Genomic DNA, 20,348 nt, shown 5'->3' with positions numbered 1-20,348 from the left:
CGGCAGTCATCGCACGCGGCAATGCGCTCGATGAGTTCGCAGGGCATGGGGACCTTCTACTGAGCCTGGTGGATGCGATGTGCTTTGAGCCCGGGACGGATGACTGCATGAGTGCCCCGGTCAGAGTGCTCGATCACCGCTGCGCGCACTCTGACCGGGGCGGTGCCCCGCACCGAGTAGCCCTGCCCTTGGCGGATCGTTTCCGGCGACGTGTCGTACTGCCGGTCGATCCTTCATGGCGGTCCCTTCTGGTGGGCGGTGACGACGTCCGCCTGGTCCTTGTCGAGCGCGGACGGCCGACCGAGTACCTTCCCGGCCGGTGACGCCGCGGCGACGCCCTCCACGGGATGACCGCGGCGAGCACGTTGACCACCATCGTGGTCCCGGAGTCCTCGGCCGCGAGGCCGATTCCGGAAAGTGGACCGCTGACGCATTCACCTGGATCCGTGCCCGTGTACGCACGAACCAGAGTTCATCCGTCCGTGCCATTCGGTCCGGGACTGCTGGTACCGAGCGGCATGGTGCGGGGGTGACCGTGACACCGGACCGCCTGGATCTGCCCGCCCGCCGACGCCGCCACGCGCGGCTGGGAGGCCGTGGATGTGAGGCTCTTGCCGTGCATCCAGGTCAGCCTCAGCGCCGGCCTTCTCCTGGACCGGGCCCGCGCCGAGGACGATGCCCGGTGGCCGGCCGCCGTGACGTGGGAGCGGAAGGAGGCCCGGCGGACGTACGCTGCACGGTGTGCCGTGGCAAAGGCCCAGGAGGTCGCGGAGCAGGCCGGCCCGCCGGGTGAGCACGCTGTGCCGCTGCCGACGGTGTACCAGTCCGCCGCGATGGACCTGGTGAGCGCCGGCAACCACCTCATCCACCAGCCCTGGCGGAACATACGCGTCAGAACACCCAGAGCAATCCGGTCCGACAGACGCTCGCTCAACGGCTTCACCTGTCCAGGCCTCGGCACACCACACCACACCAAGGCACACCACCAAGAGAGTCACTGGTATTGCCCCCAGGGCAGATCGGGGGTGGCTCCGGGGCTGATCAGGGTGGTCACCGATGATCACCGGGGGCTGTCGGGCGGAGAGTTGGTCCAGCGCGAACACCGCGCCGATCCGAGTCGCTTTCTCCGCCCCTGGAGCTGTCGATGACCACACTTCCCCGCGTCCTCCGCCGTCGCACTGTCACCACCGTGGCTCTGGCCGTACTCATGTCCGGTCTGGCGGCAGCGCCCGCGGCCACGGCTATGCCTAGCGCGGTCACCGCCCACAACTCCTCCCCATACTCGACCGGCACCCGCGACCCTGCCGCCGTGAGAACGCTGCTGGCCACCCTCCCCGACGGAGTGACGGATGCGGCTCTCGTACGCGTTGCCGGCCGGGGCATGCGCACCCCGTTCACGGGGACGGCCGGACCAGTGGCGACGGACGCCCGGTTCCCGGTGGGCAGCGTGACCAAGATCTTCACCGACGCGGTGGTGCTGCAGCTGGTTGCCGAGCACAGGATCGGCATCGACGAGCACGTCCGCCCCCACCTGCCCGGACTGATCCCCGCCACCTACAGCGACGTGACCGTACGCCAACTCCTGGACCACACCAGCGACCTGCCCCGACCGGTCCGGGTTCCGCTCGATCCGCACGGAGTGGTGGCCGCCTCCTTCGAAGCGGACGCCTCGGCCCGCCCAGGCCATATCCCGGCCCCCGGAGACTTCCAGCAGTACAACGGGCTGAACAGCTTCGTTGCCGGGCTGCTCGTGGAAGAGGTGACCGGCCGGCCCTTCGTCCATGAGCTCGACCGGCGGATCCTGTGGCCACTGGCCCTTCGTCACACCGCGCTCTCCGAGGACCCGACGATCGCCTGGGCCTGGGCGGAGGGCGGGCTGTCGTCCACAGCGGCCGATCTCGACGCGTTCCTGAAGGCCCTGCTGGACGGACGGCTCCTGCCTCCGGCACAGCAGAAGCACCTCTTCGAGGTGCCTGCGGTGTCCAGCGCCCACGAGAACACAAGCTGCCCCACGTCCGCCGCATGCTTCAGTGCCGGCGGCCTGATGAGAATCGAACTGAACGGCACCAAGGTCTGGGGCAAGACCGGTTCCAGCGGCGGCTGGACCAGCGGCGTCTTCGCGAGCACCGAACACCACCTCCGGACGGTCTACACCCTGCGTCCCGATGCCCTGGCCACTCCTGCGCAGCAACGTGCCCGAGTCGAGTCAGTGATCGAGGCGGCCCTCAAGCCCGCCTGCCGTCCGTGCCGTTTTGGCAATCCGGCGTGCGAGCGATGAACGAGGCACCGACGTGAGCGCGGCGCCGTAGCGCTGAAGCTGGCGTGTTACCGCCTCGCGGTCCTGATCTCTTACCTCGTAGGTTGCGCTGATCGTCTAGGAATCGCAGATACTCGAGGTGGGTCGCATGAAGAGGCGAATCGTCGCACTGACCGCTGTATGCGCAGCTCTGGCCTTCACACCTGCTCCCGCACAGGCCGCGTCGTCCGAGTGGAACGCGTTCGGCGGTCTCGACTCGCGGTGGCACTGCGGCTCGACAGTCACCATCCGTGCATACCTTCAGGCGCAGTCGTGTGTCATCGTCGGCAACGACGGGAAGAGCTACCAAGGGGCAACGCTCATCAACCTCGGGGGCGGGTCGACCGCCCGGATCTCCGGGGTAACCGATAGCTACGAAGCTGGTTCGTCAGTCGGGGAAGGCATGGTCTGCTCCGAGACCCTCTATCCAGGGCGGCATGTCTGCTTCAACGCGACCAAGACCCGTATACGGGCTGGGAATGCCGTGCAGACAGTGTCCTACGTCTCCGATAACGCGGGGGCAAGCAAGCAGTGGGTGTCACCCACAGTTGTCATCCCTCACTGACCCCACCGGACCCGGTCAACAGCGTGCCAGTCACGAGTCACGCCGGTCCTGAGGTGTCAGATACCCGCTCCGGGACGGGCGCGGCCAGGGCGGTGCCGACGGCCGCCCGGCACGGGGTCGCCGGGCGCGGCCGGGCGGGGGCGGCAGCGGAAACAGAGGACCTTGCGCACCGGATTGACCAGGGAGTCCAGGCCCAGGTGACAACTCTCTCCTGATGCCGTCGGGGGCGAGGTCGGGGCGCAGCCGGTGCCAGGAGGGATGCCGCAGCAGTCCTGCCCGGGTCCTGGTCGCGTAGCGGACCTCGCCCATCAGGCGCGGCAGTACCCACCACGCGCGGCACTTTGTCGAAGGGGCACTCGTTGATCGCGGCGACGCGGAGAAGTTCGGCAAGTTGCAGTGCGTTCGGTGTCGTTCCATCCGGTGCCGACGCTGCCCACGTACCGCAAGCCCGCCTGCATGTGCTTCTCCTACCAGCAGAGCGCCGGGCAGGCCGGTGAGCCGGCCGCGGCCGGGCACCCATCCGCCCACGATCACATCGGCAGTCCTGATGTGCCGGATCTTGATCCATGAGCGGGAGCGGACCCCGGGTTCGTACACCGAGGTGAGCCGTTTCGCGATCAAGCCTCCCAGTCTCGCGGTCCGGGTCATCTCCAGTGCCTGCTCGCCGTGTCCGACGACCGCCGCGGGCGTCGACGAGTGCTTCCCGTCCAGGGTGTTGGCGGCGCCTTTGCGGCGGCGGTTAACGCCCCACAGCCGATCGTCGCCGACGGAGTAGCACCCGTGGAAGTAGGTGACGCCGTGGGTGCGGTGGTAGGTCGCCGGCAGGCGATCGAGCTTGCCCTGCTTCGCCCAGCAGGAACCTGCCGTGGGGCGGATCCCGAGGGGCCCGAACTCGTCGAAGGCGAAGGCGCGGCCCGGGAAGTGCTCCAGGACGTGCTCGAGGCGGTTGAGCTTGGCGTCGCGTTCGGGGTCGGGGGACTCCTTCCAGGTCTTGGTGCGCTGGAAGGTGGTGCCGCGGCGCCGGAGCAGGCACCGTAACGCCTCGCGGCCGATCCGGATGACGCGTCCGTGCACTTTCCGTAGGTAGGCGGCGAGTTTGCGGATCGACCAGCGGGTGAAGGGCTGGCCGAGCTTGGTGGAGCGGGTGGTGGCCGTCCGGACGACGAAGTCCTCGTCGTCAGGGGTGAGCAGGCGGGGACGGCCTCCCGCCCATCGGGGGTCCAGGCAGGCCAGGCCGATCTCGTTGAACCGGTGGATCACCTCCCGCGCCGTGCCCTCGTCGGCCTGGACCAACTGGGCAATCACCGGGACACGGTTCCCGCCGGCAGACGCGAGCAGCATCATCGCCCGCCGATAGCGCACCGAGCTCGTACTCCCCGGCGCACGATCTGCCGCAACTTCCGCCCCTCCTGGTCGGTCAGTCTGTGCACCCGCACAGGCTGAGCCACCACACCTCCAACGGTCGGAACGGACGTAGCCGCCCATCCAACCGTTCCAACCGACACCCCGGTGAACCTTCCTGGTCACAGCACTGGTTCTCCCGCGCACTACGGGCCGCCGCCCTCGAGTTCTTCGCCCACTCCGATCGGATGCCCCTCCCACACGAGGAAGCGTCTGTGGGCGGTGGCGTACTCCTTGGCGGCGGCGACCCCGCTTGGTGCCGCTTCGTCCGCTTGTCCGCCGACAGGCCGCGAATGGTCGAAGGGAACGAGATCATCAGGCGTGACTGCTGAGCGGCGCGCCTGTCCGGTCCTTGAAGAAGTTGATCAGTTCGCGGCTCAGCAGCTGTGGCTGCTCCTCCGAGAGGAAATGGCCGGCGTCGGGGATCTCGACGAACCGGATGTCGGTCGCCAGGTGTTCGTTCGAGGCGCGGGAGAGTGAGAGGTAGCGTCCGCCGGGCACAAGGACTGGCATGGTCAGTTCGGGGAAGTCGGCCGCGACGCGCAGGTCTTCGCGCAGTGTCCGGTACCAGCCGGCCACCGCGCGGATCGCTTCGGGGGAGTCGTAGGCGCGGGCGTAGATCTCCCGGCTCTGCTCGTCGATCGTCTCGGGGGCGACGGTGAGCTGATCGGCGGACCAGTCGATGACGGTCCGGTAGCGGCCTGCGAGCAGTCGCTCGGGAAGACCGTCGAGCTGGTTGAAGCCCAGGTGCCACGGATTCAACCCGTCCTGTGTGGGCAGAGCTGGAAGGTCCGCCAGTTTGCTCGTGGGTGCTCCCGGCTCCCACATGGCCAATCGGGCGGTGCTCTGGGGGTACTGGGCGGCGAAGAAGTATGCGATCCAGGACCCGACGTCCTCGCCCGCGATGTTGACCCGCTCGTAGCCCAGGTGCCGGACGAGTTCGTGTACATCGCGTGCCATGGTGGCTTTGTCGTACCCCTGTGCGGGCTTTTGGGACTCGCCCATTCCCCGGTATTCGCAGACGATCACCCGAAAGTGCCCTGCGAGCAGCGGGATCATCGTGCGGTACTGCCACCACGTGCGAGGCCAGCCCGGGAGCAGCACGAGCGGTTCGCCCGAACCGCTGCTCACGTAGTGCAGACGGACTCCGTTGACATGGGCGAAGTCATGGTCGAAGGATTCGGATGGTGCGGGAGCGGTGGGCATGCGGGTTCTCCTGCGGGTGCTGGGCCGTCGATGCGTGAAGGAGGCGCGTCCGCCCGGGCGGTGCGGGACCGCGTCGTGCAGGCGGCCCGGGCGCCTCACGGAGGTCTAGCTGGGGTCGGGGAGGACCTCCGTGGCATAGCGTTCCATCAGTTCCGTCGGTGGCTCCCCGATGCTGAGCTCTCGGATCGGCGGTGCCACCCCGGGCTCGGCCGGTGTGGCACCGGCCAGGAGGAGTTCCTCGATGCCGCCCGGGGTGAAGAAGAAGATCATTTTGGCCGCGTGGTAGCCACGGTTGCGGAAGCGGTGCCGAGTGCCTCGCGGGACGAAGAAGAAACCGCCGGCGCCGGCGGTCACGGTCTCGTCGCCGTTGAGGAACTCCAACTCCCCGGAGATCACGTAGAACGCCTCGTCGTGATCGTTGTGGATGTGCGGTTCGGGTCCGCCTTCGGGCGGCACCGTTGCTTCCAGGAAGGTCAGCGTCCCGTTGGTCTCCCGTGCCCCGGCCTTGAGGGTGTAGGTGTCGGCGAACACCCAGGAGGTTTCCCCTTTCCCGGACGGCACGTAGAGCGCGCTTCGCTTGGTGTACCGGGGATCTGTCGAGTAGGGATCGATCAGGCTCATGGTTCTCCTCGTTGCCGAGCAGCAGTATCCTAGCGATCGTTAAGAAACTATTCCGCGCCTCTACGGACGTGTCAATACGGCAGTAGGCTGGGGGAGATGCACGTTTCGGCGGGTGGCCGATTCGCCCGTGGTCGAGGAAGGGCAGGGAAGGTCATGCCGGGTGGTCGGCCTCGTAGCTACGATCCCGAGGTGGCGTTGAATGCCGCGATGCTGACCTTTTGGACCCAGGGCTACGAGGGCACCGCGATGTCCGACCTCACGACGGCCATGGGGATGAGCGCCCCCAGCATCTACGCGGCGTTCGGAGACAAGGAGACCCTCTTCCAGAAGGTCGTCGAACGCTATATGGCCGGTCCCGGGGCCTACATGCGGGCGGCCCTCGATCAGCGGACGGCCGAGGCGCTGGCGCACACGTTCCTTCATTCCGCCGTGGAGGCGGTCGCCGGCGACCACACCCCGCACGGCTGCCTGGTCACACAGAGCGCGCTTGCCGTGAACCCTCGCTCGGCCACCGTGCAGAAATACCTCACCGGGCTCCGGGAGAACGGAGTGAAGGCCCTGGCCGGCCGGCTCCAGTCCTTCCCCGATGCCGACGGCCTGCCTCCCGGATCCGACCCCTCAGCCCTCGCCCGGCTCCTGGTCACCGTCGTCCAAGGATTCGCCGTCCAGGCCGCTTCGGGCGCACCGCGCGAGGAGCTGCGCACGGTCGCCGACCAGGTGATGCTGTGGTGGCCGCGTCGAGCGGACAGCCGTACTGACCCGCGGGGCTGTTGATGCGGCTGATGGCGGACTTCCGTCGAGTGCGGTCCGGCGGTGGGGGTGCGCGCAGGTCTGGGGGAGGTCTTCAGGGTGGTGGTTCGCTCGTTGTGAGAGGTGCAGGGCCGCAGGCGGGTCCACTCCTCCAGCAGGGTGTGGTTGAAGCGTTCGGCCCTGCCGTTTGTCTGCGGCCGGTAGCGGCGGATCGGATCGGCCAGGCGGTCGGCCGACCGGCTGAGCCGGGCGAGCTGGTTCAGGCCGTGGCGGGTAGGTATCCGGGGAACCGTGGAGGTCGGCAGCCCGAGGACCGGCGCCCCGTCACCCCGTCACGGACTGCTCCGGCCGAAGTGAAACCAGCTGGTGCCAGCAGATCGGCGCGCACCCGAGAGTGAGGACGGGCCTGTGGATGTCGTTGCGTATCTTCAGCGGATCCGCAGGCGGTGGAGTCAGTGCAGGGTGAAGGCGTGCTGTGCGGCCCGGCCGCAAGCGGCACCTGGTCGTGGACACCAAGGGCCTGCCGCTGTTCGTCATGGTCACCCCGGCCGACACGACCGACCGCAACGCGGCCAAGGAAGTGCTGTTCCGGCTGCGGCTGATGCACCCCGGGATCACCATCGTCTGGGCCGACTCCGCCTATGCCGGACAGCTCGTGACCTGGGCGAAGGCCTACCTGAACCTGACGATCAAGACCGTCAGCCGCGCCGAAGAACGCTTCCGGATTTGTCGTTCTGCCCCGGCGCTGGGTCGTCGCACGCTCACACGCCTGGGTCATGCACGCCCGCCGACACGCGCGCGACTACGAACGCCTCGTCCAGCACTCGGAATCACTCATCACCTGGGCCGCGATCAGGCTCATGACCAGGCGCATCACCCGCCGAAACTCCCGCAGGAGCGGTCAGCCGGACTCTCGCGAAGCCCGCCGGGACCGACCAGGCGACGGTCACGGTCACCGCCGCCGCCCAGAAGCCTCCCGACTCCCCGGGCCTGGGCCGAATCTTCCCATCACGGCCCTGCTCTCCCGAAGCTACGGCGAAGTGACAAGCAGCTCTCTGTAGCGGATCTGGGGTGTGCTTGTCAGCGGTTTGGATCTTCTGGGTCTGTCGGGGGCCGTGCTCGGTGAGGTTGGTCCGGTCATGACGACCGGAGGGGGCTTCTCGCTGGACGACACCGAGGCGGACCTGCGCGAGAATGAGCCCGACATGGACCAGATCCGTGCTGACCTCACCGCCGTGACCGGCATCGCGGCGCTCACCGACTCTGCCGATACGGAGCCGTATCACCTGCTGTGCACGTTGCCGCGGGGGGTCACACGGGCGCACCGAGGGGATCAATATGGCGACGATCACGGTGGACGTGGCAGTTCCCGACGCGCTGCGGCCGGTCGTGGATGTGGCAGCGTTGCCAGCGGCCCTCGGTGACGCGGGGCCGGCGTGGCTGGTGCTGTCCGAGGACGGACGGCTGGCGCGGTGGACGCCGACGACCGGCGAGGTGCAGGACGTGGCCCGGTATCGGGAGGAGAGGCCGGCGTCCGAATACGGTGGCGGCGTTCGACTGCGGCTTCATGTGTCTCGATGTGGCCGTTGGGCGGCGGTGGTTCAAGACCGCGGTCGGTACGGCACCGTCGTCGATCTCACCACCGGTTCGCCGGCGTTGAAGTTGGACGGCGGGGATTACTGCTGTGAAACCGTCCCGTTCGCGTTGGCGTTCGCCGAACACGGTGGCCGGCCGGTTGTCGTCCATCGCACTGACTGGAACCGGTTGGACGTCACCGATCTCGCGTCCGGCGAGGTGCTTACGGCGCGGGACAGCCCGGACAGAGATGAGGAAGATGCGGAGTACGACCTCGATTACTTCCACGGCGCGCTGTCGCTGAGTCCTGACGGGACTCGTGTCTACGACGGCGGTTGGGTGTGGCAGCCGTGGGGGATGCCGGCGATGTGGAGCCTGACCGCCTGGCTGCACGACAACCCGTATGAGTCCGAGGACGGGCCCAGCTATGCGGTGTATCCCGAGGTCTCGGAGTGGAACTGGCCGGTGGTGTGGATCGACGACGGGCGGATCGCGGTGTATGACCGGGACGATGCCGGCAGCGGTACCGTCCACGTCCTCGACCCCACCTCGATCGAACTGCGCTCGCCGGGCGTCCGATGGATCAAGGCGGTCGCGACGTTCCCCTGGCCGGTCGGCGATTTCGGCTTTTTCACCGACGGAGAGCATCTGCTGATCGCCGACGAGGCCGGTCTGCAGGGCGTCGACATCACCAGCGGACAGCAGGTGTTCGCGATCGACGGGTTCCGCCCGGCGCGTCAGGATCGACATACCGGAACGCTGATCCAGGTCGGCAGCGCCAATGCCCGGTTGTGGACGCCGCCGGAGTGGACTGCGCGCGCTGGCTGAGCCGCCATTTCCCGCAGGGTGCCGAGCGGGAGAACATCCGCGAGTCCACACTGGAAGGGCTCGACACCGCCTCTCGCGAGGGCAAGCACGGCGGCCGACCGCCGGTCATCACCGACGACATGCTGCACACCGTGCTGCGGCGCCGCGCGAACGGCGAGCCCGTCGAGCAGATCCAGCCCTACCTGATCATCCCCACCGGCACGCGCAAGGGGCGCAACCCCTCGGTGGCCAGCATCTACCGGGCACTGGCCGAGCACACCAAACGCGAGGCGTACCCCGAAGCTGCCGAGAAGGCCCCCGCCGACTTCGCCGCCCTCCAAGCCGGCGAAGTCCCCAACCCCCGCCTGCTACTTGTCACTTCGCTGCAGCTTCGGGAGAACAGGGCCATGAGTCCCGCGAGTTCAGGCAAACTGAAGAGTTCTCGCTGGGAACCCGGGGGTCCGTCGTCGTGCTGAACGGCATTGGACCCGCGAGTTCGACTCCAACTCGTGATCACGCCGTTTCCGGGCTCCGTGGACAGAACAGCTAGGACTTGTCCGTCGGCAGGTAATCGACGGGATTTTGTACCGGGTGCGGACCGGTGTTCAGTGGCGTGACCTGCCCGAACGGTTCGGGCCGTGGAAGACCATCTATGAACGCCACCGGCTGTGGTCCGCGGATGGGACGTGGGAGTGTCTGCTCCAGCAGGTCCAGGCCACGTTCGACGCGGCAGGCGACATCGACTGGGACATCTCGGTCGACTCCACCACCGTCCGCGCTCATCAGCATGCGGCCGGGGCCCGTACTGCCCCTCCGCCGGTACCCGCTTCAAAGGGGGACGAGCAGGCAGAACACCAGGGCGAATCGCCTTGGCAGAGCCTGGTCGCCCGGCTGGTGGAGGTGGTGCTGGAGGTGAGGGCCTGGGCCGTTCGCGGGGCGGCTTCACCAGCAAGCTCCACCTGAGCGCGGACGGCCGCTGCCGCCCGCTGCCCCTGCTCGTCACGCCAGGTCAGCGGGCGGACTGCCCCCAGTTCATTGCTGTGCTGGAGAAGATCCGCGTTCCGCGGATCGGTCCGGGCAGATCGCGCAGGAATCCCGACAGCCTGGCGGCCGACAGGGCATACAGCAACGGCATCGTCCGCGAGTACCTGCGTCGCCGGGGCATCCGGCACACCATCCCGGAGAAGGCTGACAGCCGGGTCGCCCGCCTGCACAAAGGATCACACGGCGGACGGCCCTGCGGCTTCGACGAGAACCGCTACAAGAAGCGCAACACCGTCCAACGGGCGATCAACCGCCTCAAGCAGTCCCGAGCCGTGGCCACGCGCTACGGCGAGCGCGGTTGCGCCTTCCTCAGCACCGCTACCGCAGCGTCCGTCGCGATCCGGCTCCGAACGTGAAGTCCTACGCGACCCAGCAGTAGATGTTCTGGCCCTGACGTCGGGCACTGCTGACAAGAGCAGCCAGATCACTCAGGATCAGTTCGGCGATCTCCGTGTCGATGACCTGGCCATCCTCCACCCGCTGCAAGGACCATGCGACAGCGACGTCCTTCAACTCGGACCGTTCGGCCTCGGCGAATGCGGTGGTCAGGCGAGGCGAGATTGCGAAGACGACGCACCCGCCATCGTCCGGGCCAGCGACGAGACGAGGCTCGTCGGCTTCGACGAGTTCCTCGACACTGCCGCCGGCAAGCAGGCACTCCCACTCGACCAGAGCCTCTTCGGCATCGAAGTTGCCGAAGGAGAGCGACTCGAATGCGCGTTGCGGCCCGGTCCGAAGAGCCAGAGCCGCTGACGCGTCATCCGGAGCAGCGAAGAACTCGACGATGATGCTCATCCCGGCATCATGCCGGACTACCCACGTCCGTGATCGGCCGGACAGCTCCTAGGCGCGACCCTCGACGCGTTCTGCGCCCACGCCGTCGCGCCCGGGTACGACGCGGGGGCGAGGTACCCAGCGAGCACTGAGCATGGCCCCACACGGACCGGCGGCAGGCGATTCCCGCTGTCATCCGCGTTGGTAGGCGGCGCTGGGCAGGGCTGGCCGGGCCACGTGGTCAGGCGTCGCCATCCGAGGAGCGAGTCAGGCATACACCGGCCCCTGGCCGGGGGGGGGAAGGCGTTCGTTGACCCAGGTTCCGCGGACCCGGGTGCGGAGCCGGGTGAAGGTAACGTCCTCGGGTGTGCCTGTTGTCGGCTGCCGGTTGTCACCAGGTGGTGAGATCGACCGCGTGTGCGCAGTGCGGGTCGGTGTCGGTGGTCCAGCGTTCTTTCTCGTGTACGAGAGCGGGGAGTGCGGCGAGCAGGGCGGTCAGTGCGCCGGTGAGGCGTACATCGACCGCGACCGGCCCGGCGGCTTCCTCGACCGCGATGTAGAGCCGCATGCTGTCCTGTCCGGTGAGGAGGAAGCCGCACAGTGGGGGGCTCGGTGGTGTCTCGGTGAACGGCCAGGCCAGTGTCCGCAGCACGCGCAGTACCCGGTCCGTGCGCGTCGGCGGGGCGGGCTTGACGGCGGAGGTGTCCACCCGGACCAGGGCCATGCCCAGCACGGACGCGTCCGGCTGCGGGGGGCCGCCGGCTGCGAGCGTCCGTGCCCAGCCCAGCACCAGCGGGGCGGTGACCGGCTCGTCATCGTCGTCCATCAGCGGCACCTCGTAGGCGACCAGTGCGGCCGGTGCCACGGCGTCGCCGTCACCGGCCACGATCCGGACCGCGTCCCGCGTCGGCAGCACCCCACGCAGGAAGGTCTCGCCGACGAGGGGCACCGCCGTGTAGTCGAGAAGGTAGCGCGTGAGGTACGCCTGCTGCTCGACCGTCTCCCCGCACAGCCCGCTCACTGGTTGATCCAGGCCGGGCATTTGTTGACGCCCTTGCAGTAGGCCGTGATGACGCCGAACTTCTTGCCCTTGCCCGCGTCGTACTCACCGTCGGCCGTGCGGCGGGCGTACTGCACGATGACCGCGACCTCGACGAACCGGGTTCCGTTGCGGGCGACTCCGTAGTACTCCAGGCGCCCCCCGCTCTTCTTGTCCACCTTCCCGGCAAGTGCCGCGTCGACGACCCGGCACTTGCGGATGTTGTGCTTTCCGGAGAAGTGATTCCAGCCGAGATCGCCGTTGCCGTACCGAGTGGGGATCACCCGACCCTCTGGATCGGTCTCTTCGCACTTCGCTCTCTTGTTCCAGTACCGCTGCACCGCCGAAGCGTCGTGCACCGGCCCGGCAACGAGTACGGCTGCTGCGGCCAGGACGCTGATCAGCTTCATGACCGCACCGTGCCATGTTCAGGCCGGGCGTACGCTCTCTTCGCCGGCAGGATCGTTTCCCTGCCCCCGGACGAGTGACTCGGGCCCAGCACACAAAGTGACCGGCCAGGAACGGCGATTGCCGCAGCGCCACACCCTGCGCCCCGGACCACCGGCGGCGTCACTGCATCCGCCCGTTCGCCTCGCCAGGGCACGGTTTCTGCCCTTCCGTACCCCCTCCCACCCAGCGCACCGTCCGAACTGGTGCAGGCCCTGACCGCCCCGCACCATGGTTTGCCGCTGGGGCTGTGTGGTCACCGCGACCTGACGCCCGGAGGGAGTCTCGGTCTGGATCGACCACCCCGGTCAAGAAGAACCACGCCGAGATGTTCGCGGCGATCCGGCGGCGCCTCATTGCCCGCCATGTCCGGGTGGCCGGCCAGCGGGTGAGACGGGATCACCAGGCGCGCGAGGCTGACGTCAAGTTCCCCTTCACCCGTAGGGGTTACCGTCACACAACGATGTCCCATGCCCCGCGCGCTTGCCGTACCGTTCTCGCGATTGCGACCGCCCAGGGGAGGGCGGTGGGCCGGAGCGGGGAGAGGACGGCGTCGGTGGTCGGGGATGATCAGGAGACCTGGGGTGTGCGAGCGGTCTGCCGAACCGCTGATCCGGACGAACTATTCGCCGAAGGCGCGGCCCAGAACGAGGCCAAGGCCATCTGCACCGGCTGCCCGGTGCGCACCGAGTGCCTTGCCCATGCCCTCGATCACCGCATCGAGCACGGAATTTGGGGCGGCATGACCGAGCGTGAACGGCGGGCTCTCCTTCGACGGCGCCCACTGGTCACGTCCTGGCGCCGCCTGCTCGAAGCCGCCCGAACGGAACACGAACGGCCTGATGAAGGACTGGCCTGGGACGTCACTGGATGACAACCCCTCGCCACGGTGAAGCCCTGCGCGCCCAGAAGCCCTGTCGGCGATGACGGCCGCCGGAAGGCCGTGGCAGCGGCCGATATCGCCTTCGATGTCGGCATCACCGCCCGCCCGGACCACTCCGGCCGACACGTGATCGCGATCAGCGGCTACGTTCTCATCTTGCCGCGCGAAAAGACAGAGAGGATGTTGGAGGAGCATGGCTTTGTGAGACCGCCGCCGGTGACGACGCCAGAACTGTTCAGGCTGGACCCGGTTCGCACACTCGGAGTGGACCGGCCGCCTCGTAGTGACCCGGCTGCTATCGTGCTGCTCCTGAGGGCTGTTACGCGGCCCGGTGAACCTTCGTCCTGCCCGGCTTCCGGGCGAAGAGCCGTCGCCAAAGCGGGCATTGGCCTGGCAGTTCGACATTGAGTTATGTCTTTCACCCTTCGATGCTGAGCCGGGCAGTGCGAAAGGTGTACCCATGACCCCATCACTCGGCACCCTCCGCGCTTGGATGCGTTCTCGGCTGACCGGCGAGACCCACGCCCAGGCCCGGCAGGAGCTGCACGGCCCGGACGGAGTCCCGGACGCCTCCCACCCGGAACAGGCCGCACTCGAAGCCGCCGTCCTCAGCGAACTGCACGAAGCACACGCCTACGACGACGGCCACAACCCCCTCGACGATGCCGTCTACGGCATCACCCGCGTCCGACCGACCCCCGTCGGCCTGACCTTGGAACTGGCCGACCTCACCTGGCGCGCCGCCATGGACGTACTGCTCCCCACCCCGGAACTCGGCCTCGATATCGCAGGGCTGTCGATCGCGGGTGTACCCGGTCTACGGGTCCGAAACGCATCCAAGCGCGACAAGGGGCGGTTCGAGCTGTTCTGCCCCGGCCACGATGCCGTGATCACTGTCCAGGTGCCCCGCGACGAGGCGAGCGAAGCCCGGGCATGGATCGATCGACCGGATCGGTGAGCACGGCGAACCGATGCACCAGAGCCCACAGTGAACGGCCTCCGAACAGGCCCAACTCCCCGCCTATGAGCGATGGATGGGAGACTCACTGCCGAGATGCCGAGTCCTGCGACGCATCCTCGCCTTCCGTGATCTCCCCCGCGTCATGGTGATCAGCGACGACGGACGACGGGTGCCGACCGAGAGGACTTCCAACAGCTCCTCGCCGCCCGGCACCCCACCCGGGCGCGCCGGGCCCCGACGCGCGTCGGGGCCAGGCCACGGCCGGTGTCGTCTCCGGACCGGCCGCTGCTGGTCGCGATCGTCGGCACACGGGTGGGATCCCCTGAAGGTTGCGGCCGCACCAGCATCACAGCCGGACTGGCCAAGGCTCTCGTCGAGCGTGGCCGCCGCGTGATGGTGGCGGATGGAGATGCGGCAGGCCATGCCTCCACACTGCTCAGGATCGGGGGCGCACGTCACTCGCCAGTGCCTCCGACGCTGTCGGCCGAAGCAGGACCGGTTGTCCGCTCGTTAGCAGACTGCTGGGCAGGTGGGGTTGGTCGCATGACATTCAGCACGTCGAACGCCGGGTGGTGCGGTACATGTTCAGGATCGCGCAGCCAGGCCGCATACCGGTTGCTGCCCTTGATCCGCAGTTCCAAGGATGAGATCTCGCTCAGTGCCTTTGCCATGGCCAGGAACGAGGTGGCCATCTTGACAAAGATGTAGGTAAGAACTGAACCGAGTCCGCAGATCAAGACAACGACAGTGCTCCAGGCCAGCCAGCGGGCGGGGCCGTGGCTATCGACAGCCGCCCACAGGGTGATGAGGACCAGATCGGCGGCCATCACCGCGCAGACGGCGGCGCCCGTGGTCACGGCCCACATCACGATGCGCGTACTCGAAACCGTCCCCGATTCTTCGACATCTGCCCAGTCGAACGGGTCCGCCGGCGGGTTGTCCCACTCCTCCTGCCGACTGGATTTGAGCCGGGACAGCCGATCCATGCCCCATTTGCTCATTGAGTAGAACTCAAGGACACACAGCAGAAGCAGCCCTGCCAGAGACGCCGAGGAGATGGCGGCAAAGTCGTCGGTCATGTTGAGACGGCGCCAGTTATAGGCGGCAAGCCAGATGGTCCCGGCAACAGCGGAGGCCCAGAACGAGCCCCAAACCGCAAATACGATCTTGGTCTGATTCCTTGCGTGCTCGCGCCACGCCCAGTACGCCTCCAGTGGAGTCGCACCCCCTGTCTGGTTCCAGCAGCTGATCAGTATGCGAGATTTCTACCCCGTGTCACACTCGGTGCCAACTCGGCTTGTGATTCCCATAGTTGATGCGTGCCTACCAGCTGCGCATGACCGACACGACCTTGTCGAGGACGGAGGCCGCATTGCTGCGGATCGGCTCGCAGGCCTCGTTCCCCGGCATGAGCCACACGGTCGAGCCGTCCCGCTTGAGGCGCTCGACGCTCGTACAACGCTGGTGCACGAGGCCCGGTCCTACAGGAGGTCCACCTCGGCGTCGACGTACCCGAACGCGTGGGCCATGTGTACCAGCGCCTTCCGCAGCAGGCGCTGGCGCTCTGTGCGGATCATGGCGGGCGCCGTGGTGATGGTGACGGCCATCTGCGACCGTGGCCCGCTGTCGTTGGGGCCGAGCGGCGCCAGGTCGACGAGCGTGTCCAGGGCCGGCAGGACGCCGTTGTCGGCGGGCTGTTCGCACGTCATCCGCAGTTCGGTGGTGGGCGGGGCGGCCCACGACAGCCCGGCCGAGTCGCCGACGACGTCGGGCAGAAGTTCAGCGGCCGTCTCCCACGCGTCGAGCAGTACGGCCTGGACCTCGTCGAGGCCCAGCTGCGTGTCCCAGCCGGGCCCGAGGGCCGCTGCCCACGCCGTCGGGTTCTCGATCAGGACGTCCGCGCAGGCGACCACGGTGGACTCCATCGTGGTGGGCAGGGCGAGCATGACGGAGGCCTTCACGGCCGGGCCGCCGTCCGGTCCGGCGATCGTGCACGTGTAGCCGACGGAGCGGGCCGAGTTGCCGAAGGGCCCCCGTCCCCAGCCAGCGGCAGGCAGATTCGCACCCCGGCGCCTGGACAGCATTGTCACCGCCCCGGCTACCGCGCTGTGCGGAAGCTGCTGTTCGAGCAGCGTACGCCGGGCTTTGCTGACCTCCAGCGCGCTCGTGTCGGACCAGGGCAGGTTCACCACGGCGCGAAGGCGTAGCGCCGGTGTCTGGCCGGCGGTCCAGCTCTGGGCCGACCGGCCCTGGTTGAGGCTGAAGCGGGGGAGCGGCTGCCACCGCCACACGCCGCGCCCCGAACACGTCAGCCGGCCTGCGCCCCACGATCCGCCGTCGAGATCCACGCTCCGGGCGTCGGCCGGGATCTCCCACGGGCTGTCCGTGTCCGCGGGCGGGCGGGGGAAGCCGACGGCCGTGAGCGGGTCCTGACCGCCTGGTGCACGCCGGCCGGCTTCGACGATCGCCTGCCAGACGGGCGCGGCGACGGCGGCCGGAGGGCGCCCAGCCACCAGACACAGCACCCAGCCCGGCTCGCCGTCGACCTCGTGCCGTAGATCCTGCAGCGCGGCCGCGCCCTGCGCCCACGCCTCGCCGGTCGGCTGCCCCAGCCCCGCGTCGGCCAGTTGCTCGTAGGCCGTCCGCATCTCCCGCTCACGATCGGGCAGGCCTTGGCCGATGCGCAGCCCGCGTCCGGGCTCGGCTTCGGACACGGCCTGCCGTACGAGTTCGGTGAGAGCCTGGGCGGTGGGCATGCCGGAGGCGCGGATGCCGGCGGAGAGCAGCTGCTGGATCTCGGCCCGGGGCAGCCAGTGCGTGCTGTCGCCGTCCCTCATCGGCACGGCGACCGTGTCCGGGCGCTGCGATCCTGGCTTGCCCACCGGGGCGGGCATGACGAAGAGCGTATCGGCGGCCTGCGCGGGTATGCCGATGAATAGCACCCGCTGGTCGTTCGCACCTGACCATCCGACGCGCACGCCGCGGGGAGCCGGGGTGATCCGCTGACGGATCAGCTTGCGGATCTGGTCCACGTTCACCGCGGCCGGGTCGAGGCCGACGACGTGGTCCAGGACCTCTTCGTCATGCTGGAGTCGGGTGGCGATGCCGATGACGATGACCCCGCCGCCCCCGTTGGCGAACGCGGCGACGTCCTTGGTGAGTTCCTCGACCGCCTTGGGGTTCGCCAGCTCGTATGGGCCGCTCTTCGCGTCGAGCCACTGCGTCTCGCGCAGTCCCAGCAGAGAGCCGGGCCGGTGGGCCTCCAGCGCGGCCAGTGCGCTCTTCAGATCGTTCAGCACCCCGGCAGTATCCACCGGCGCACCGGCCTCCCGGGCGGCGGGGTTTGACCCGTTCACCAGCAGCGGCTGAGCGTATGACCGTATGCGTACCTGTCAGCGGGCGCGCGCCGCCGTGTAGCCGGCGATCCGCTCGGGGTCGTGCTGCATCAGTGTGGACAGGTCCTGACCCGCCCACAGGGCGAAGCTCAGTGCGATCTCGCGGGCGTCTCCGAGCTCGGTGTCCGGGCGGAGGTAGGTGAGGAAGGGGACAACGAGCCGTGCCGCACGCTTCTCCGGCCGGTCGCCGGATCGGGCAGTTGCGACGACGGTCAGGAGCTCCAGGCAAGTGGGGCCGGCAGGGTGGGCGTGGCGCTGGCTCAGGATGACCTCGTCACCGAACTCGCCCGGCCAGGAATCGAACTGGTCCTGATCCTGGCCGAGAAGCTGACTTCGGCATCCCGCCCACTCGGTGGACAGTCACTCGATGCAACACCAGGGTATGCGGCGGAGTGCGCCGAGACCCTGTCATGTCGCCAGCGCCGCCGTCAGGGCGCCGTACATCTCCATATCGGCCGGAGGATGGCCCTTGCCGCCGGTGGCGTGATGAGTGGCTTTTCTTTGAGCGGTCATCCTGAGCAGGGCAAAGGCGGCGCCACAGGGGTCGGATCGCGTGGTGGTCTCTGTCATCGGTATCTCAAGTCCTCGAACCTCGAAGGCCTCGATCGAGATGCCCGGCGCCGAAGGATGCGGACCGTGTGGGGGGACGCAAGCTGTTGCCCTGGTCGACACGCAAGACCTGTGGTGCCCTCAGCGTGACCACTAGCCTCTCAGCGGGAAGCGATCTTGGATCCGCCGCGCAGCCGTCATTTATGTAGTCCTCCGGGTCACTACAGCAGCGCCGGCACTCTGGCTTTCCAAGCACTACCATGTAGCACGCATGTCCGCCACGCTGGTTGCCCTGGCCGCCACCGTACCCGGCTCATTCCTGGTCCGGGCCGCCTATCGAGGCTGCCGCAGACGCTGACGCAAAGGCCAAAACCGTGGCCGTCGCCGTGGCCTCAGCCGAGACTCGGCAGCGCGCCCAGTTGATCGGCCCCGGCGCCCACCGCATCGACCTGACCTTCCACCACCGGTCTGAGCCCGCCAACAACACCGCTGGCGCTGCAGCACAGGGCCGCCTTACCGACGTCGTCACCTACTACCGGGGGTTGAAACCTTGCCCGCCTGGTGATCACTGGAGAACCGGGCGCTGGCAAGACCCTGCTCGCCCGGATCTGCTGCTCGGTTTGCTGACCCACCCAGACCTTACCGACGCAGACCCCGTCCCGGTCCGCGTCGCCCTGGCTGGCTGGGACACCAACCGACCTCTGCCCGAATGGCTCGCCGATCAGATCTACGAGCAGTTCCGCGGCTGCGGACTGACTGCTGCTGACGCTCACCTGTTGGTGGAGCAACACCGCATCCTGCCGATCCTAGACGGCCTGGATGAGATGGACACCGATGCCACCCCGGCCGGGCGCCGTCGTGCCGCGCGCCCTGCAGCAGCTCAACGCCTACCAACACCCCACCGGAAGTGCCCCGGTCATCCTCACCTGCCGCACCACCCAGTGCGACCAGCTCGCGACCCAGGACGTGCGGATGCGCGAGGCTGCCCGTATTGAGATCGCAGGCTTTCCTCCGGCCGAGGCTGCCCCCTACCTCAAAGCTCGTAGTACGAACCCCGTTCGCTGGACACCAGTGATTGACACCCTTGCGAACGCGCCGGGCGGCAGCCTGGCCCGTTCCCTTAGTACGCCAGTCGGATTTGGTGTCCTGAGCTGGCTCTTTTCAGGTAGTGGCATCGTTGGGCGATGGCTTGGTGGCGTCTGCGCCAGTGGGACCATCTCAGGGCATGCTGACGCTGGTTGGGTTCAGGTCTGGGGTGGGGCAGGAGAGTGTCGAGGAGCCGTCGGATTTCCGCCACGGTGAGGGAGGCGAGGCTGGTCGGTTCGTTTCTGCGGTTTCCCGGTGGGCGGCTTGGGCGGCCAGGGCGGTGAGGAAGGCATGGGCGAGCATGGCCAGGGTGATGTGCCGGTACCAGCCCGGATAGCGGCGGATCTCGTATTCGTCCAGGCCGCACTCGTTCTTTGCGGCCTGGAAGTATTCCTCGACCGCCCACCGACTGCGGGCGATCCGGGCGAGTTCGTCGATCTCGATGCCGGCGGGTGCGGGGGCGAGGTAGTAGGCGATCTCGGTGGGGTCGGACAGACTGCGGCGGGCCAGCACCCAGCGATGATGGGTCGGTGGATCCTGGTCGAAAATGATGTTGGCGGGCAGTTTCGCCGCGGCCCAGTCATAGACGCGTGGGCCTTTCGCTCCGTCGCCGCAGGACAGCTGCTGCCAGGCATCGGCGGGGGCTTCGTCAATGAGCTGGTCGATGCGCCGGCAGCCGGCCAGGGACTTGATCTGCTGGGACTTGGGCACCGCAACCACGTAGCCGATGTCGAGTTGCTCGAGCAGGCGTTCCGGACGGGCTGTGGGAGATCGCGAAGCCGTTGATCCCGCCGTCGAGGGTGCGGCCGCAGGGTGGCGGGACGCAGGGCACGCCTGATGAGACGCTGTTCGCGGCGATCGTCTACGTGCTGGTGAGCGGGTGTGCCTGGCGGGCTCTGCCGCCGTGTTTCGGGGTCTCGAAGTCGACTGCGCACCGGCGCTTCGTCAT

General features: G+C 68.2%; 20 protein-coding genes and 4 pseudogenes. 12 read left to right on the top strand and 12 right to left on the bottom strand.

What is annotated here, in order from left to right; all coding sequences use genetic code 11:
- The first annotated feature begins 1,144 nt into the window (after window positions 1-1,144).
- Window positions 1,145-2,278 (top strand): serine hydrolase domain-containing protein, encoded by a 1,134-nt coding sequence (locus tag ACFVH0_RS00120; RefSeq protein WP_385817158.1) that lies wholly within the window; start codon window positions 1,145-1,147, stop codon window positions 2,276-2,278.
- Window positions 2,279-2,405: 127 nt separating this feature from the next.
- A complete protein-coding gene (locus ACFVH0_RS00115) occupies window positions 2,406-2,861 on the top strand; it encodes a hypothetical protein (RefSeq protein ID WP_385817157.1) in 456 nt (151 codons plus the stop codon).
- A 30-nt stretch (window positions 2,862-2,891) separates the two neighbouring features.
- On the opposite strand, the pseudogene ACFVH0_RS00110 reads toward ACFVH0_RS00115, so the two are convergent.
- The 4 genes and pseudogenes from ACFVH0_RS00110 to ACFVH0_RS00095 all read right to left on the bottom strand — a co-directional run.
- Window positions 2,892-3,227 (bottom strand): annotated as a pseudogene (locus ACFVH0_RS00110) (hypothetical protein); the annotation flags it as partial.
- Between the two features lie 342 nt (window positions 3,228-3,569).
- Window positions 3,570-4,309, bottom strand: a pseudogene (locus ACFVH0_RS00105) (helix-turn-helix domain-containing protein); the annotation flags it as partial.
- Between the two features lie 268 nt (window positions 4,310-4,577).
- On the bottom strand, window positions 4,578-5,468 hold the full coding sequence (locus tag ACFVH0_RS00100) for an alpha/beta fold hydrolase (RefSeq protein WP_385817156.1): 891 nt from the start codon (window positions 5,466-5,468) through the stop codon (window positions 4,578-4,580).
- A 105-nt stretch (window positions 5,469-5,573) separates the two neighbouring features.
- A complete protein-coding gene (locus ACFVH0_RS00095) occupies window positions 5,574-6,089 on the bottom strand; it encodes a cupin domain-containing protein (RefSeq protein ID WP_385817155.1) in 516 nt (171 codons plus the stop codon).
- Window positions 6,090-6,296: 207 nt separating this feature from the next.
- Between ACFVH0_RS00095 and ACFVH0_RS00090 the strand changes: the two genes are divergently transcribed.
- Window positions 6,297-6,863, top strand: a complete 567-nt coding sequence (locus ACFVH0_RS00090; protein WP_385817154.1) for a TetR/AcrR family transcriptional regulator — start codon at window positions 6,297-6,299, stop codon at window positions 6,861-6,863.
- Between the two features lie 74 nt (window positions 6,864-6,937).
- On the opposite strand, the pseudogene ACFVH0_RS00085 reads toward ACFVH0_RS00090, so the two are convergent.
- A pseudogene (locus ACFVH0_RS00085) lies at window positions 6,938-7,048 on the bottom strand (IS481 family transposase); the annotation flags it as partial.
- Between the two features lie 326 nt (window positions 7,049-7,374).
- Here ACFVH0_RS00085 and ACFVH0_RS00080 point away from each other — a divergent pair.
- The 5 genes from ACFVH0_RS00080 (at window position 7,375) to ACFVH0_RS00060 (ending at window position 10,621) form a co-directional block, all read left to right on the top strand.
- Window positions 7,375-7,965 (top strand): hypothetical protein, encoded by a 591-nt coding sequence (locus ACFVH0_RS00080; RefSeq protein ID WP_385817488.1) that lies wholly within the window; start codon window positions 7,375-7,377, stop codon window positions 7,963-7,965.
- Window positions 7,966-8,177: 212 nt separating this feature from the next.
- Window positions 8,178-9,242 (top strand): hypothetical protein, encoded by a 1,065-nt coding sequence (locus ACFVH0_RS00075; RefSeq protein ID WP_385817152.1) that lies wholly within the window; start codon window positions 8,178-8,180, stop codon window positions 9,240-9,242.
- Window positions 9,206-9,697, top strand: coding sequence for a hypothetical protein (locus ACFVH0_RS00070; protein ID WP_385817151.1), 492 nt, complete (start codon window positions 9,206-9,208; stop codon window positions 9,695-9,697). Before ACFVH0_RS00075 ends, ACFVH0_RS00070 begins: the two co-directional genes overlap by 37 nt.
- Window positions 9,698-9,791: 94 nt before the next feature.
- A complete protein-coding gene (locus ACFVH0_RS00065; protein ID WP_385817487.1) occupies window positions 9,792-10,184 on the top strand; it encodes a transposase in 393 nt (130 codons plus the stop codon).
- Window positions 10,091-10,621: an IS5 family transposase gene (locus ACFVH0_RS00060; RefSeq protein WP_385817150.1), complete on the top strand. Its 531-nt coding sequence runs from the start codon at window positions 10,091-10,093 to the stop codon at window positions 10,619-10,621. Before ACFVH0_RS00065 ends, ACFVH0_RS00060 begins: the two co-directional genes overlap by 94 nt.
- Window positions 10,622-10,625: 4 nt before the next feature.
- Here ACFVH0_RS00060 and ACFVH0_RS00055 read toward each other — a convergent pair whose 3' ends face one another.
- From ACFVH0_RS00055 to ACFVH0_RS00045, 3 genes are all read right to left on the bottom strand, one after another.
- A complete protein-coding gene (locus tag ACFVH0_RS00055; protein ID WP_385817149.1) occupies window positions 10,626-11,060 on the bottom strand; it encodes a hypothetical protein in 435 nt (144 codons plus the stop codon).
- Window positions 11,061-11,430: 370 nt separating this feature from the next.
- Window positions 11,431-12,081, bottom strand: a complete 651-nt coding sequence (locus tag ACFVH0_RS00050; RefSeq protein ID WP_385817148.1) for a hypothetical protein — start codon at window positions 12,079-12,081, stop codon at window positions 11,431-11,433.
- A complete protein-coding gene (locus ACFVH0_RS00045; RefSeq protein WP_385817147.1) occupies window positions 12,057-12,488 on the bottom strand; it encodes a hypothetical protein in 432 nt (143 codons plus the stop codon). Before ACFVH0_RS00045 ends, ACFVH0_RS00050 begins: the two co-directional genes overlap by 25 nt.
- Before the next feature lie 593 nt (window positions 12,489-13,081).
- Between ACFVH0_RS00045 and ACFVH0_RS00040 the strand changes: the two genes are divergently transcribed.
- The 3 genes from ACFVH0_RS00040 to ACFVH0_RS00030 all read left to right on the top strand — a co-directional run bounded on the left by ACFVH0_RS00040 (window position 13,082) and on the right by ACFVH0_RS00030 (window position 15,077).
- Complete coding sequence (locus ACFVH0_RS00040; RefSeq protein WP_385817486.1) at window positions 13,082-13,399, top strand: WhiB family transcriptional regulator; 318 nt, start codon at window positions 13,082-13,084, stop codon at window positions 13,397-13,399.
- A 469-nt stretch (window positions 13,400-13,868) separates the two neighbouring features.
- On the top strand, window positions 13,869-14,366 hold the full coding sequence (locus tag ACFVH0_RS00035) for a hypothetical protein (RefSeq protein ID WP_385817146.1): 498 nt from the start codon (window positions 13,869-13,871) through the stop codon (window positions 14,364-14,366).
- Window positions 14,367-14,633: 267 nt separating this feature from the next.
- Entirely contained in the window at window positions 14,634-15,077 is a 444-nt protein-coding gene (locus ACFVH0_RS00030) for a ParA family protein (protein ID WP_385817145.1), read from the top strand.
- Between the two features lie 615 nt (window positions 15,078-15,692).
- On the opposite strand, the gene ACFVH0_RS00025 is transcribed toward ACFVH0_RS00030, so the two are convergent.
- The 4 genes and pseudogenes from ACFVH0_RS00025 to ACFVH0_RS00010 form a co-directional block, all read right to left on the bottom strand.
- Window positions 15,693-15,839, bottom strand: coding sequence for a hypothetical protein (locus tag ACFVH0_RS00025; protein WP_385817144.1), 147 nt, complete (start codon window positions 15,837-15,839; stop codon window positions 15,693-15,695).
- Window positions 15,840-15,850: 11 nt separating this feature from the next.
- Entirely contained in the window at window positions 15,851-17,668 is a 1,818-nt protein-coding gene (locus ACFVH0_RS00020; RefSeq protein WP_385817143.1) for an RNA-binding domain-containing protein, read from the bottom strand.
- Window positions 17,669-18,172: 504 nt separating this feature from the next.
- Window positions 18,173-18,334 (bottom strand): hypothetical protein, encoded by a 162-nt coding sequence (locus tag ACFVH0_RS00015; RefSeq protein WP_385817142.1) that lies wholly within the window; start codon window positions 18,332-18,334, stop codon window positions 18,173-18,175.
- 1,197 nt (window positions 18,335-19,531) lie between these two features.
- A pseudogene (locus ACFVH0_RS00010) lies at window positions 19,532-19,924 on the bottom strand (IS701 family transposase); the annotation flags it as partial.
- Between the two features lie 236 nt (window positions 19,925-20,160).
- Between ACFVH0_RS00010 and ACFVH0_RS00005 the strand changes: the two are divergent.
- The coding region (locus ACFVH0_RS00005; RefSeq protein WP_385817485.1) for a transposase at window positions 20,161-20,348 on the top strand (188 nt) is incomplete at its 3' end.

It is taken from the genome of Streptomyces sp. NPDC127117 (genome assembly GCF_042677325.1).
In the GTDB taxonomy this organism is placed as follows: Bacteria; Actinomycetota; Actinomycetes; order Streptomycetales; family Streptomycetaceae; genus Streptomyces.
The sequence above is the reverse complement of the archived record's forward strand: the minus strand, read 5'-3'. Positions and strand labels throughout refer to the sequence as shown.